Origin of the sequence: Pseudomonas sp. CFSAN084952, assembly GCF_009648855.1 — a bacterium.
In the GTDB taxonomy this organism is placed as follows: domain Bacteria; phylum Pseudomonadota; class Gammaproteobacteria; order Pseudomonadales; family Pseudomonadaceae; genus Aquipseudomonas; species Aquipseudomonas paracarnis.
The window spans coordinates 502,516-516,410 of record NZ_CP045767.1 but is presented as its reverse complement, the minus strand read 5'-3'; the positions used below and the strand labels follow the sequence as shown (position 1 = coordinate 516,410).

At 60.4% G+C, this 13,895-nt stretch carries 13 protein-coding genes; 9 read left to right on the top strand and 4 right to left on the bottom strand.

The annotated features are described in order from the left end of the window. The first annotated feature begins 73 nt into the window (after window positions 1–73). Complete coding sequence (gene metR, locus GH769_RS02340; RefSeq protein WP_014717116.1) at window positions 74–991, top strand: transcriptional regulator MetR; 918 nt, start codon at window positions 74–76, stop codon at window positions 989–991. 244 nt (window positions 992–1,235) lie between these two features. Here the strand turns inward: metR and GH769_RS02335 are convergent, their stop codons facing one another. Genes GH769_RS02335 through GH769_RS02325 form a run of 3 tightly spaced genes read right to left on the bottom strand, consistent with a single transcriptional unit; the run spans window position 1,236 to window position 3,462 of the window. Further along, window positions 1,236–1,742, bottom strand: a complete 507-nt coding sequence (locus GH769_RS02335; RefSeq protein ID WP_032903295.1) for a GNAT family N-acetyltransferase — start codon at window positions 1,740–1,742, stop codon at window positions 1,236–1,238. Continuing rightward, complete coding sequence (locus GH769_RS02330; protein WP_014717114.1) at window positions 1,739–2,152, bottom strand: NUDIX domain-containing protein; 414 nt, start codon at window positions 2,150–2,152, stop codon at window positions 1,739–1,741. Before GH769_RS02330 ends, GH769_RS02335 begins: the two co-directional genes overlap by 4 nt. Beyond that, window positions 2,149–3,462: an HD domain-containing phosphohydrolase gene (locus GH769_RS02325; RefSeq protein ID WP_014717113.1), complete on the bottom strand. Its 1,314-nt coding sequence runs from the start codon at window positions 3,460–3,462 to the stop codon at window positions 2,149–2,151. The genes GH769_RS02330 and GH769_RS02325 overlap by 4 nt, the downstream gene beginning before the upstream one ends. A gap of 199 nt (window positions 3,463–3,661) precedes the next feature. Here GH769_RS02325 and GH769_RS02320 point away from each other — a divergent pair, with 199 nt between their 5' ends. Genes GH769_RS02320 through GH769_RS02305 form a run of 4 tightly spaced genes read left to right on the top strand, consistent with a single transcriptional unit; the run spans window position 3,662 to window position 9,726 of the window. Continuing rightward, window positions 3,662–5,536 (top strand): bifunctional diguanylate cyclase/phosphodiesterase, encoded by a 1,875-nt coding sequence (locus GH769_RS02320; RefSeq protein ID WP_020301183.1) that lies wholly within the window; start codon window positions 3,662–3,664, stop codon window positions 5,534–5,536. A gap of 34 nt (window positions 5,537–5,570) precedes the next feature. Next, entirely contained in the window at window positions 5,571–6,536 is a 966-nt protein-coding gene (locus GH769_RS02315) for a cytochrome-c peroxidase (RefSeq protein ID WP_032903296.1), read from the top strand. Continuing rightward, window positions 6,533–8,350, top strand: coding sequence for a DAHL domain-containing protein (locus GH769_RS02310; RefSeq protein ID WP_032903297.1), 1,818 nt, complete (start codon window positions 6,533–6,535; stop codon window positions 8,348–8,350). The genes GH769_RS02315 and GH769_RS02310 overlap by 4 nt, the downstream gene beginning before the upstream one ends. Beyond that, window positions 8,347–9,726: an ATP-binding protein gene (locus tag GH769_RS02305; protein WP_032903299.1), complete on the top strand. Its 1,380-nt coding sequence runs from the start codon at window positions 8,347–8,349 to the stop codon at window positions 9,724–9,726. Before GH769_RS02310 ends, GH769_RS02305 begins: the two co-directional genes overlap by 4 nt. A gap of 20 nt (window positions 9,727–9,746) precedes the next feature. On the opposite strand, the gene GH769_RS02300 is transcribed toward GH769_RS02305, so the two are convergent. After that, window positions 9,747–10,019: a type B 50S ribosomal protein L31 gene (locus GH769_RS02300; protein WP_014717108.1), complete on the bottom strand. Its 273-nt coding sequence runs from the start codon at window positions 10,017–10,019 to the stop codon at window positions 9,747–9,749. A gap of 302 nt (window positions 10,020–10,321) precedes the next feature. Between GH769_RS02300 and GH769_RS02295 the strand changes: the two genes are divergently transcribed. From GH769_RS02295 to GH769_RS02280, 4 genes are all read left to right on the top strand, one after another. Further along, on the top strand, window positions 10,322–11,941 hold the full coding sequence (locus GH769_RS02295; RefSeq protein ID WP_020301187.1) for an FMN-binding glutamate synthase family protein: 1,620 nt from the start codon (window positions 10,322–10,324) through the stop codon (window positions 11,939–11,941). Window positions 11,942–11,953: 12 nt separating this feature from the next. After that, on the top strand, window positions 11,954–12,238 hold the full coding sequence (locus GH769_RS02290; protein ID WP_014717106.1) for a putative quinol monooxygenase: 285 nt from the start codon (window positions 11,954–11,956) through the stop codon (window positions 12,236–12,238). Between the two features lie 60 nt (window positions 12,239–12,298). Further along, a complete protein-coding gene (locus GH769_RS02285; protein ID WP_032903300.1) occupies window positions 12,299–12,595 on the top strand; it encodes a cupin domain-containing protein in 297 nt (98 codons plus the stop codon). Between the two features lie 125 nt (window positions 12,596–12,720). Next, on the top strand, window positions 12,721–13,851 hold the full coding sequence (locus tag GH769_RS02280; RefSeq protein ID WP_032903302.1) for an OpgC family protein: 1,131 nt from the start codon (window positions 12,721–12,723) through the stop codon (window positions 13,849–13,851). The last annotated feature ends 44 nt before the right edge of the window (window positions 13,852–13,895 follow it).

The window sequence follows — 13,895 nt, the reverse complement described above, 5'->3', positions numbered from 1 at the left end:
GTTACGCTGCGGCCAACATGAACAAAGCTCAATGCATTATCATTGAACGCAAATTGCACTCATGAAGGCCGCCATGCTCGAAATTCGCCACCTCAAGACGCTTCACGCCTTGCGCGAAGCTGACAGCCTGGTCGAGGCCGCCGAACGCCTGCACCTGACCCAGTCCGCCCTGTCCCATCAGTTCAAGGAGCTGGAAGAGCGCCTGGGCATGCAGTTGTTCGCGCGCAAGACCAAGCCTGTGCGCTTCACCAGTGCCGGCCTGCGCCTGCTGCAATTGGCCGACGCCACCCTGCCCTTGCTGCGCGGCGCCGAGCGCGATATTGCGCGGCTGGCCGGGGGCACCGCCGGGCGTTTGCACATGGCGATCGAATGCCACAGTTGTTTCCAGTGGCTGATGCCGACCATCGACCAGTTCCGCGATGCCTGGCCGGAAGTCGAGCTGGACCTGGCCTCGGGCTTTGCCTTCGCGCCGCTGCCGGCCCTGGCCCGTGGCGACCTGGACCTGGTGGTGACCTCCGACCCGCTGGAACTGCCGGGCATCACCTACGTGCCGCTGTTCACTTACGAAGCCATGCTGGCGGTGGCCAACCAGCACGCGTTGGCGAACAAGTCCTACATCGTGCCGGAAGACCTGCTGACAGAAACCCTGATCACCTACCCGGTGGAACGTGACCGCCTGGACATCTTCACCCGCTTCCTGGAACCGGCCGACGTTGAACCGGCCCAGGTACGGACTTCGGAGCTGACGGTGATGATGATGCAACTGGTGGCCAGCGGCCGTGGGGTGTGCGGCATGCCCCACTGGGCGCTGCATGAATACAGCTCGCGCGGGTATGTGAAGGCCAAGCGTTTGGGTGAGAAGGGTTTGTTCGCCACCTTGTATGCGGGCATTCGTGCCGACATGCTCGATGCGCCTTACATGCGCGACTTTTTGCTGACGGCCAAGGACACCTCATTTTCCACCTTGGATGGCGTCAGCGCGGCGCGTTGAACGGGCTTCAAGTGTGTGGCCTTGTGTGAGTAATGCCGGTCAGTTAAACGCAGCCCCCCCTGTGGGAGCGGGCTTGCTCGCGAATGCGGTGGGTCAGTCAACGTATCCAGTGACTGGTATCGCGCTTTCGCGAGCAAGCCCGCTCCCACATTTTGATCTTCGTTGCTTTGAGTATTGCGTTCGCTTAACTGACCGGGATCAGGGCTTGCCAGCGATGCAGGCAAGCCAGCTCCCACAGTGAATTTCAGTCAACGTGCAATTCACGCCACATGTGGATCTTGTCGAAGTATTCGACGCCTACCCGCACCGCCAGTGGCTCCAGGCCGTACTGAATGAAACCGCAGCGCTGGTAGAGCGCAAAGGCGGCGTCATTGCCGGCGGTGACCGTCAGTTGGATCAGCTTCAGGCGCGGGTGGCGGCGGGCTTCTTCCAGTGCCGCTTGCACCAGTTGCCGCCCCAGCCCCTGCTGTTGATAAGCCTCGGTCACGTACATGCCGAACAAGGTCACTTTGTGCCGGGCCTTTTCCCGTGGCTCGAACGCAAGGCCGACAATACCCGCCAACTGATCGCCGTCGAAGGCGCCAAACAGACGGTCCAGCGGGCTGTCGAGGCGTTTTTCCCACCAGCTCAGGGGCATCAGAGCACGCTCGGCCACGCTGGAGGTGAACGCCTGGGGATAAGCGCCATACGCCTGTAGCATCAACGCCCGGTAAGCAGGCGCGTCTTTAGCCTCCAGCGCGCGAATGATCATGCGTCGATCAGCGACGCGCGGTAGAGCGGCAGGATCGTATCGCGGGTCAGCGGCGCCAATTGCAGGCCGCCATCGCCCGAGGGGTCGATCCAGCGGATTTCTTCAATTTCCGCCGCTGGCATCACCGCAACGTCGATCTGCACCTGGAACAGCTCGGCCTGCACGGTGAAGCCCGGTTCGTTGGCGGCAGGCGCCGAGAATTGGCCCAGGTACGTGGCGTCCTCTACCTTGATGTGCAGGTTCAACTCTTCATAAAGCTCACGGGCCAGCGCCTGGACGGGTTGTTCGCCCGCGTCGATCTTGCCGCCAGGTTGCATGAACGCCTGGGTGCCGCGCTTGCGCACCAGCAGGGTCTGGCCGGCTTGATCAATGAGGATGGCGGCGGCGATGCGGATGGTTGAATCATTCATGAAAGAATCGAGGTCTCTTCGGGCTGTTTGATAAATACGCTGTACTTGGCGCCTTCCATCGCTTCGAACGCGATCAATTTGTCCACCAGCGGCAAGTTCAGCACTTTGCCGGCATTGAGCAACAGCATGCCGTTATCGGCGTTGAGGTTACGGGCCAACACCATACCGGCCTCAAGCTCACGGGTGGTGAGGACTTTGACCGTAGGGTCGCCCAGGGTCACGTCGCTGAGGAAGGTGGCGCAGGCTTGCACAAAATCTTCCACCAACGCCGGGTCATACAGGCGCCCGGCGTACTTGCGGATATACAACAGCGCTTCGTCGCTGTTGAGGTGTCGCTCCAGGATCAGGCCTTTCTGCAATTCGATAAAGTCCACCGCCAGCTTCAGCAGCCGTGAACCGGGCGGGATGGTATCGCCCTTGAGGTGGTCGGGAAACCCCGTGCCGTCCCAACGTTCCTGGTGATGACGAATGATCCGCGCCGCGTCCTTCATCGGCTCCAGGGTCATCAGCAACGACTCGCTCTGCCCCGGATACTCACGGTACAAACCGCGGTCGGTGCTATGCAGTTTGTCCGACGGTGCAACCATCATGCTGTCGGTCCAGCTCAACTTGCCGATGTTGTACAACGCGGCGGCCATGGTCAGGTCACGGGTGCTGGATTCGTCCATGGACTGGGCGGCGCAATACACGCGGATCAACTCGATCAACGCACGGTTGGTCTGTTTGTCCTTGGGCAAGCGCAGGTTGGCCAGCAGCGAGAACACTTCGGTGCCGGTCACGTAGCTGCGCTTGAGCTCGTCGTAGGCCAGGTCGAGCATGTCGGCGGTTTGTTGCAACTCGGCGGTACGCGCCGCCACACGTTTTTCCAGGGTGGCGTTGAGCAGCTTGAGCTGTTCGGTCTGGTCTCGGGCCAGGCGTTCAAGCCGTTGGTGCTCGAGGGTTTGCTGCAACACCAGTTGCAACTCCTCGTCGTTCCAGGGTTTGCTGATGTAGCGGTGGATCTGCCCGTCGTTGATCGCCTTGATGATGGTGGTCAGGTCGGCGTAGCCGGTGAGCAGGATGCGGCTGGTGGCGGGATACAGGCGGTGGACCTCGGCCAGCAGCGTGGCGCCGTCCATGCCGGGCATGCGCGCATCGCTCATCACCAGATCGATAGGCCGGGTCGCCATGATCTCCAGCGCCTGGGCGCCGCTGGTGGCCAATACCACGTCATAGGGCTGGCCGCGCAGCAGGCGGCGCAGGCTGTTAAGGATCGACTCTTCATCGTCGACCAGCAAAACAACGGACTTCGTAGCGAGTTGTTCATCCATGGCGACTCTGCCTTCAAATTAAACGAAGTTAGGCTAAATTGAATCCGCGCAATACAAAGCGCGATTGATTTGACGCCAACTGGCCGTCGATATCAAGGGAACTCAACTATGCTGCACTGCATGCTCGCGCCCCGTTCAGTTGTAGAACCAGGGAAGGAATTGTCATGCCATCAAGCCTTTTGCACGTGCCGAGTGCGCCATGAGGACGGAATCGGGCCGGGCCAACCGGCGCATCCTGATCGTGGATGACACGGCTTCGATCCACCAGGATTTCCGCAAGATCCTTTGTGCCGACGAGTACGGCGAGCCCTCCCTCGACACTCTGGAGTCCGCCCTGTTCGGCACCACGGTGCCGGTGCGCCAGGCGTTTGACCTGGACTCGGCCTATCAGGGCCAGGAAGCCTTGGCGCTGGTCAAGAAAGCCCTGGACGCCCACTCGCCCTACGCCATGGTGTTTATCGACATGCGCATGCCCCCTGGCTGGGACGGCCTGCACACCATCGAACAGTTGTGGGAGGTGGACCCCAACCTGCAAATCGCGCTCTGCACGGCCTATTCCGACTATTCCTTCGAGGCCATCGAAGCGCGCCTGAAGTACAACGACCAACTGCTGATCCTGAAAAAGCCCTTCGACCACCTGGAAATCCGCCAGATGGCCAGCGCCCTGACCTGGAAATGGCAACTGGCCCAGGACGCGGCCCTCAAGGTGATCAGCCTGGAGCGCACCATCGAGGAACGCGTGCAGGAGCTGCTTAAGGTCTCGCACTTATTGCAATACGACGCCCTGACGGAGTTGCCCAACAGCACGTTGCTGGGCGACCGCCTGACCCAGGCGATCGCCTTGGCCCGCAGGCACGACACGCAACTGGCGGTGATGTTTCTGGGGCTCGACCGCTTCAAGCGCATCAACAACGCCCTGGGCTATCCGGCAGGCGACGAGGTGCTGGCGCAGGTGAGCCTGAGCCTGGTGGCGGCGGTGCGGGCGTCGGATTCGGTGTTTCGTTATGGCTCCGATGAGTTCGTGGTGCTGCTTAACGATATCCAGCACCCCCAGCAAACCCAGCACATTGCGCAAAAGGTACTCAATGCCGTCAGCGCGACTCGCCATGTCGCGGGGCATGACCTGAGTGTGAGCGCCAGCCTGGGCATCAGTATTTACCCCGATGACAGCGACAATGCCGTGGGTTTGCTCAAGCACGCTGAAACCGCGATGCGCACCAGCAAAGAACGCGGCCCGGGGGATCTCAGCTTTTACACCGAAGACATGAACCTGCGCGCCCAGCACCAGCAAAACCTGGAAAGCGCGATCCGCCAGGCGCTGGACCGCGATGAGTTTGTGCTGCATTACCAGCCCAAGCTGGCGCTGGAGACCGGGCGCATCGTCGGTGCGGAAGCGCTGACACGCTGGTTTCGACCGCAGTCGGGTTGGGTCAGCCCGGCGGAGTTCATTCCGGTCGCCGAAGACAGCGGCCTGATCGTACGCCTGACTCAGTGGGTACTGCGCCAAGCCTGTACACAGGCCCAAGCCTGGCGCGAGATGGGCCTGGCGCCCCTGCGCATGTCGGTGAACATCTCGGCGATCGACTTTCGCCAACGGGACTTCGTCGACAACCTGGCCGCCATCCTCAAGGACACCGGCCTGCCGCCCACCCAACTGGAACTGGAAATCACCGAAAGCGTGCTGATGCAGAACGTCGACGAAACCGTGGAAACCCTGCAAAAGATCAAGGCCATGGGCATCCGCCTGGCCCTGGACGATTTCGGCACTGGCTACTCCAGCCTCAGCTACCTGCGGCGCTTTCCCATCGACGTGCTGAAGATCGATCAATCCTTCGTGCGCGGCCTGCGCATCAATAGCCAGGACGAACAACTGATCAGCGCTATCATCGGCATGGGCAAGAGCCTGGAACTGAACATCATTGCCGAAGGCGTGGAAACCGTCGACCAACTGAATTTCCTCAAAGCCCAGCAGTGTGAGGAGGGCCAGGGTTTTCTGTTCAGCAAGGCGCTGCCTTCGAAAGATTTCGTGCAGTTGCTGCAAACGGATAGCGCGACACTGATGCCGGATCAATAAAATCAATAGCCCTGGGCCTGCAAGGAGTGCTCGCTTGAGCAATGTCGTAAACCACCGTTCCGGCCTGATGTTCGCGTTATGCCTGGGCACCGCATCGCTGTCAGCCGCGCCGCTGGACGAAGCACTCAAGCCCTTGCCGGCGGTTCCAGTACTGGACCCTGCCAAGGTTGAATTGGGTCGCCAACTGTTCAACGAGCCGCGTTTGTCGGTCAACAACACCTTGTCCTGCGCGAGCTGTCACCAACTGACCAGCGGCGGCGCCGACAACAAGCCATTCTCCATTGGCTTTGACGGCAAACCGGTGCAGATCAACACCCCGTCCGTGTTCAACGCCAGCCTGAACTTCAAGCAGTTCTGGAACGGTCGGGTGGACACGTTGCAGGCCCAGGTCGAGCAGGTGGTGATCAGCCCGGTGGAAATGGGCAGCGACTGGAATACCGTGGTGCGCAACCTGTCTGCCCTGCCCGCCTACCAGAACGCGTTCAAACAGGCCTATCCCGATGGCGTCACCGCTTCCAATGTGCAAAATGCCCTGGCCACCTACGAGCGCACGCTGCTGACACCCAACTCGCGGTTTGACCAATACGTGCTGGGCAACACCGATATCCTGACCCGCCAGGAAAAATACGGCTACCAACGCTTCAAGGATTACGGCTGCATCGCCTGTCACCAGGGCGTGAACATTGGCGGCAATATGTTCCAGAAGTTCGGCGTGATGGGCGACTACTTCAAGGCCCGCGGCAACCCGCTGGAATCAGACCTGGGGCGCTACCTGCTGACCCAGGATGAAGAGGACCGCCATGTGTTCAAGGTGCCCAGCCTGCGCAATGTGGCCGTCACGGCGCCGTACTTCCACGACGCCTCGGCCAAGACCCTTGAAGAGGCGGTTGACGTAATGTTCAAGTACCAGTTGGGGCGCAACCCGTCCCAGGAAGACAAGGACCTGATTATCCAGTTTCTCAAGACCCTGACCGGTGAATGGGCGGGCAAACCGTTATGAGACCCTTGTCACGCCGACGCACCAGTCAGATCCTGCTAGGCCTCATCACCCTGCTCCTGGCCTCCACCCTGGTGTTTTTGTACTTCAAGTCTTCACGCGACCAGACAGCCACTTATACCCAGTCGCGCGACTTGATCCGCCAACTCCAGCAGCTCAATGCCCAGTGGGACAGCGAAGTACTCAAGGCCCGCATCGCGATCACCCACAACTACGACCCACTGGTCACACCGCTGACCGAAATGACCCGCATCGGCGCTGAACTGGAGAGCCGCGACACCTACCACAGCGCTGCCGACCTGCCCGGTTGGCAAGCCAGCCATGCGGCGTACCTGACGGCCATCGAGGAAAAAGCCCGGCTCGTCGACCAGTTCAAATCCCACAACGCAGTGCTGCGTAACTCATTGGCTTTTTTGCCGACGGCCGAAGACGACATCCAGGCCCAATTCAACAGCATGACCGACGAAGGCCGCCTGCAACTGCAAAGCGTGGCCACCGACACTTACGACCTGCTGCTCAGCAGCCTGGAGTTCGCCCAGGTCACCAGCGACGAACGTGCCGCCGATATCCTGGTGGGCCTGGGCAAGCTGGCCATCAACCAACAGAGCCTGCCCAGCGAGTTCCAGGCACCGGTGGAGATTCTCAGCAATCATATTTCGCTGATCCTGCGCGAACAGCCACTGGTCAACAGCCTGCTCGAGCGGATTGCCGCCGTACCGGTGGCCGAACACCTCGATGACCTGACCACTCACCTCAATCAGGACCAGCAGGCCACTGACCTCATCGATCATCAGTACCATCGCTACCTGCTGATCTTCTCGACCTTGCTGGTGGTGTTACTGCTTTATCTGGCGGTGCGCCTGCTGCGCAGCTTCGCCGAGATCAACCGCGTCAACCGCGCGTTGCAGGCCGCCAACGAAACCCTGGAGCAACGGGTGGAGCGGCGCACGCAACAGCTCAAGGATGCCCAGAGCGAGCTGATGGACAGCGCCCGCCAGGCCGGCATGGCGGAGATCGCCACCAACGTGCTGCACAACGTCGGTAACGTGCTCAACAGTGTGAACATCTCCGCCGACCTGGTCAGCCGCAAGTTGCGCAGCAGCAAGGCCCTCGGCCTGGGCAAGGCCATGCAACTGATCAACGCTCACCAAGGCGACCTGGGTACCTTCCTTACCGAGGATGAAAAGGGCAAGTTGCTGCCGGGCTATCTGAACCAGTTGGTCGAAGCGATTGCCATCGAACAGCAAGGCATGAGCGATGAGCTGGCGCAGTTGAGCAAAAGCGTGGACCACATCAAGGACATCGTCTCGACCCAGCAATCCTATGCGGGTGCGTCTACCTTGCTGGAGCCGGTCAATATCAGCGCCTTGATGGATGACGCCCTGCGCATGAACGCCGGCGCGCTGAGCCGTCACCATGTCACTGTTGTGAAGGCGTACGCCCCGGTGCCGGAGATCTTGGCGGACAAGCACCGGTTACTGCTGATCATGGTCAACCTGATCAGCAATGCCAAATACGCCATGGACAAACTGTCTGAGCGGCCACGGCAAATCACCCTGGCGGTGGAATCGGTAGGCGATGAGACCCTGAAGATCAGTGTGAAGGACGACGGCGAAGGCATACCGCCCGAGAACATGGCACGCATCTTCACCCACGGTTTTACCACCCGCAAGGAAGGCCACGGCTTCGGCCTGCACAGCTGCGCCCTGGCCGCCGTGGAAATGAACGGCCAGCTCAGCGCCCACAGCGACGGGCCGGGCCTTGGCGCCGTCTTCACCTTGACCATCCCCTTGACCCTTGCCGGAAGCAGCTCATGACCCAACCTCCCAACCGGCGCATCCTGCTGATCGATGACACACCGTCCATCCATGAGGATTTTCGCAAGATCCTGATGCCCCACGAAGCCTCAACCGAAGCGCTGGATGAGATGGAGTCGGCACTGTTTGGCGACGCGGCCAAACCTCAAGCCCAGGCATTCGAACTGCACGGCGCGTATGGCGGCGAAGAAGGCCTGGGCTTGCTGACCAGCGCCATGGCGCAAGAGCGCCCCTATGCCTTGGCCTTCGTTGACATGCGGATGCCCCAGGGTTGGGACGGCGCCAAGACCATTGAAGAACTGTGGAAAGTCGCCCCCGACCTGCAAGTGGTGGTGTGTACCGCCTACTCGGACTATTCCTGGGATGACCTGTTGTTTCGCCTGCACGCCCACGACCGCCTGCTGATCCTGAAAAAGCCGTTCGACAACATTGAAGTCCAGCAAATGGCCAACACCCTGGCCAACAAATGGGACATGGCGCGCCGCGCTTCCCTGCAAACCTCGCAGCTGGAGCGGTTGGTGGAAGAACGCACCCAAGCGCTGCAACTGGAAATTGAAGAGCGCAAGCTCCTGGAAAGCCAACTGGTGCAGTCGGAAAAACTCGCCTCACTGGGGCAACTCGCAGCCGGTGTCGCCCATGAGATCAACAACCCGGTGGGCTTTATTTCCTCCAACCTCAGCACCCTCGACAGCTACTTCAAGCAGCTGCAACAGATGCTCGATGCCTACCAGCGCAGCGAAGCGCACATCGGGGCGCCAGAACATCGCGAACCGCTCACGGCATTGCGCAACGAGCTGGACCTGGATTTTCTCAAGGACGACATTCCGATCCTGATCCGCGAATCCAAGGACGGCATCGGCCGTGTGGTGCAGATCGTCAAGGACCTGAAGAACTTCTCACGGGTGGATAACGACCAGACCTGGCAATTCGCCAACCTGCAGCAAGGCATCGATTCGACGCTGAACATCGTCGCCAGCGAACTCAAGTACAAGGCCGATGTGGTCAAGCACTACACGCCGCTGCCGGAAATCGAATGCCTGGCCTCCCAACTCAACCAGGTGGTGATGAACCTGGTGATCAACGCCGCACAAGCCATGGGCCCTGAGCGCGGCACCATTACCATCAGCAACGGAGTGGAAGGCGAAAACGTGTGGCTGGAAGTCGCAGACAACGGCTGTGGGATTGCCCCCGACACCGTGCAGAAGATTTTCGACCCGTTCTTCACCACCAAGCCGGTGGGCGAAGGGACGGGGTTGGGGTTGTCGTTGTCCTACGGGATCGTCAAGAAACACCGTGGCGATATCAGCGTCAGCAGTGAGGTAGGCAAGGGTACGAAGTTTCGGGTAGTACTGCCGATTCGGCAGACGGCGGCGTAGGGCACGCCGCCGAATCATGCTCATGCGTCAGCTTTTTTCGGGCTCGACCCAAACGATGCAAAACGCTTGTTGAACCCGGCAATCCGGCCTTCGGCCTGGGTCTTACGCTGCTGACCGGTGTAGACCGGGTGCGAGGCGCTGGAGACGTCCAGCGGGATGTAGGGATAGGTGTTGCCGTCGCTGTGCTTATGGGTGCGATCACTGTCGGCGGTGGAACCGATGAGGAAGAACACGTCGGCGGCAGTGTCGTGGAACAGCACGGTGCGGTAGTCGGGGTGGATACCAGCTTTCATGAGGCCTCCGGGGCGTCTGGGTGCGGTTGATTTGTTATACAGTAACACAACATCAAGCATCCAAACGAGAACCTTTTGCAATAAGGTTAGGCTTGTTGCGTCTAGTAAGCCGATGCTGAGAGCCGCCCGAAACTATCAATGCTGACAAGGGTTGAACCGAATCAAGCGCCGACAGATGTCTATCCCAGGCCAGTCTGTCCCACCCGCGTTGCCAAACTGAATATTCCCACAGGTTGTCTATGGTTTCCTGACAGGCGCAGAATGGCGGATCGACCTGAAGAGTCCGAACCCAAGGAAACCGTATGAGCCTGTCCTTGTTAAGCCGCTACGCCTTCTTTGCTGTGTGCGTCATTTTCACCCTCGCCAGCCTCCCCTTTATCGAACATGAATGGCTGTGGCCGATCACGCTGGTCACCGGCGTACTCAGCCTGATCGGCATTGTCGACCTGCTGCAAAGCCCCCATGCGGTGCGCCGTAACTATCCGATCCTGGGCAATATCCGTTACCTGGTAGAAACCATCCGCCCGGAAATCCGCCAGTACCTGCTGGAGTCCGACAGCGACGCCCTGCCCTTCTCCCGCGCCCAGCGCTCGCTGGTGTATTCGCGCGCCAAGAACGAAACGGCGGACAAACCCTTCGGCACCCTGATTGACGTGTACCAGTCAGGCTTTGAATTTATCGGCCACTCCATGCGCCCTGCGCCACTGAGCGACCCCAGCAGCTTTCGCGTGATGGTCGGCGGCCCGCAGTGTGCACAGCCATACTCGGCGTCGGTGTTCAATATCTCGGCCATGAGTTTCGGCTCATTGAGCGCCAACGCGATCCGGGCACTCAACCACGGCGCCAAGCTCGGCAACTTTGCCCATGACACCGGCGAAGGCAGCATCAGCCCCTATCACCGAGAAAACGGCGGCGACCTGACCTGGGAACTGGGCAGCGGTTACTTCGGCTGCCGCACCAGCGACGGCCGTTTCGACCCCGAACGCTTCGCCGTGCAGGCCCAGAACCCGCAAGTGCGCATGATCGAAATCAAGATGAGCCAAGGTGCCAAGCCCGGCCATGGCGGGATCCTGCCCAAGCACAAGGTCACCCAGGAAATCGCCGATACGCGCGGCATCATGATGGGCGAAGACTGCATATCACCGTCACGCCACAGTGCGTTCTCCACGCCCATCGAGCTGATGCAATTCATCGCCCAATTGCGCGAACTGTCCGGCGGCAAACCGGTGGGCTTCAAGTTCTGCCTGGGCCATCCGTGGGAATTCATGGGCATCGCCAAGGCCATGCTCGAAACCGGCATCCTTCCGGATTTTATCGTGGTGGACGGCAAGGAAGGGGGCACCGGCGCCGCCCCCGTGGAGTTCACCGACCATATTGGCGTGCCACTGCGTGAAGGCTTGCTGTTCGTGCACAACACCCTGGTGGGCCTGAACCTGCGCGACAAGATCAAGCTGGGTGCCAGCGGCAAGATTGTCAGTGCGTTCGACATCGCCAGCGTCCTGGCCATCGGCGCCGACTGGGCCAACTCGGCGCGTGGTTTCATGTTCGCCATTGGCTGCATTCAGTCGCAGTCATGCCACACCAACAAATGCCCGACCGGCGTGGCGACGCAAGACCCACTGCGTCAACGTGCCTTGGTGGTGCCGGACAAGGCCCAGCGGGTATTCAACTTCCACCGCAACACGCTGCACGCTTTGGCCGAAATGCTCGCCGCCGCCGGGCTCGATCACCCGTCGCAGTTGTCGGCCAAGCACTTGGTGCGACGCATGTCGGCGACCGAGATCAAACTGTTTTCGCAGTTGCATGTATTCCTGAAGCCTGGGGAATTGCTCACCGGGGAAGTGAACGGCGAGTTTTATTCGCGGATGTGGCAGATGGCGCGGGCGGACAGTTTTGAGCCGCATGAAATTGCTGCAGCCTAAAGGACACCTAGCATGTTGAAAGTCATCGCCGAAGACTTTATCAAGCCCGAACATGTGGAAACCGTGCGCCCCTGGTACGCCGAACTGGTGGAAAAAACCCGCCAGGAACCGCTGTGCATTGCCTACGACTTGTTTGTCGATCAAAAAGACCCCGGGCACTTCATTTTTATCGAGCAATGGCCGGATCAAGCGGCGCTGGATGCGCACTGCCAGACCGAGCACTTCACCCGGTTGGTGCCCCAGATCAATGAGCATCAAGCCAAGCCATGCCGGGTCTTGTTGATGGACGCTTTCTGACAAGACCCGCCGCCTGCTGAACCGGACCACCGACGGCATCGTTGAAACAAGGAGATTCACATGCCGTTATTGGACTTCGTCGCTATCGCCGCGCAACTGCCCGGCAGTTGGACATCCACACGTCTGGGCCGGGTTGGCCCGGCGCGGATCAAAGTACTGCGCATGGATGAACAGGCGTACGAGGAAGAGACCCACGACTACAACGAAGGGTTGTTGGTGATCAGCGGGTACTTGCACCTGCGCATCGGTGATCAAGCCATCAGGGTGGACGCCGGCCAGATGTACCTCGTGGAAGCCGGCACTGCCCACGGTGTGCTCATAGGCAGCCAGGGCACCCTGGTGATCATTGATCTCTAGAGACATTCAGTAATACCCAGCCTTTGCAATTGCTTACAAATACCGCCAACCTGCGCCCGCCCTACGTGCGGCGACGCCCACGCTCACCTATCGTCAATCAACTACTTGTTCAAGAGCCCGCTGCCATGCTGAACGGACGCGACCCGCGCATCGATTTTTTTCGGGGCCTGGCGTTGATCTTCATTTTCTGGGATCACGTGCCTCACAACCCCCTGGCCAATGTCACCGTGCAGAATTTCGGCTTCAGTGACGCCGCCGAAATCTTCGTGTTCCTGGCCGGCTACGCGGCGGTGCTGGCCTACGGCAAGATCCTGCTGCGCGACGGCTACGTGTTTGCCTGCGTGAAGGTCCTGCGCCGGGTATGGACGCTTTACGTGGTGCATATTTTCCTGTTGGCGTTGTTGATGGGCATCGTGATTTTTGCCAACAGCCATATCGAAACCCGCGATCTGGTGCAGGAGATGGGCCTCGAGTATTTCCTCACTCACACCCAGCAGGCCCTGCTCGATGAGCTGTTGCTGCGCTTCAAACCCAACCTGACCGACCCATTGCCGCTGTATATCGCGCTGATGATGAGCCTGCCCATTACCCTGCCGCTGCTGGTGCGAGCGCCCACGCTGATGGTGGCGATATCGTTAGCGGTGTATCTGCTGGCGCCTTGGCAAGGCTGGAACCTGCCGGCCAGCAACGGCGGCGTGTGGTACTTCAACCCTGTCACCTGGCAATGCCTGTTTATCCTCGGCGGTGCGTCGGCCTTGCGTTCGCCAGGCCCGGTCGATGCACGCCCGCTGCTGCGCCAACCGCTATTGGTGGCCGCTGCGGTCTACGTGTTGGTGACCTGCGTGATCACCTTGTCGTGGCGCTGGCCCGAGGTGCACGACGCCTGGATGCCGAGGGCGATTGGCGAATGGCTGTACCCCATCAGCAAGACTGACCTGTCCCCCGTGCGCCTGCTGCACTTCCTGGCCTTGGCCTACGTCACCGCCAAACTCCTTCCCGATGTCGGCTGGACGCAACAGTGGCTGGCCCGACAACTGGCGCGGATGGGGCGTTATTCACTGGAAGTGTTTTGCCTGGGGGTGGTGTTGGCACCGTTGGCCGATATGCTCAATGCCATGGCCGGCGACTCCCTGGCGATCAAGCTGACCACGGCCCTGGCAGGGGCGGCGCTGATGGCGGCACTCGCGGGGTGGCTGGACGTGAACAAGCAACTGAACCAACGCGCCGCCGCCCGCGCCGCATCGCTACATAGTTAGCCACGGCGCCCATCAGCGGGATGGTTCCATTGCCCTTCCACCTC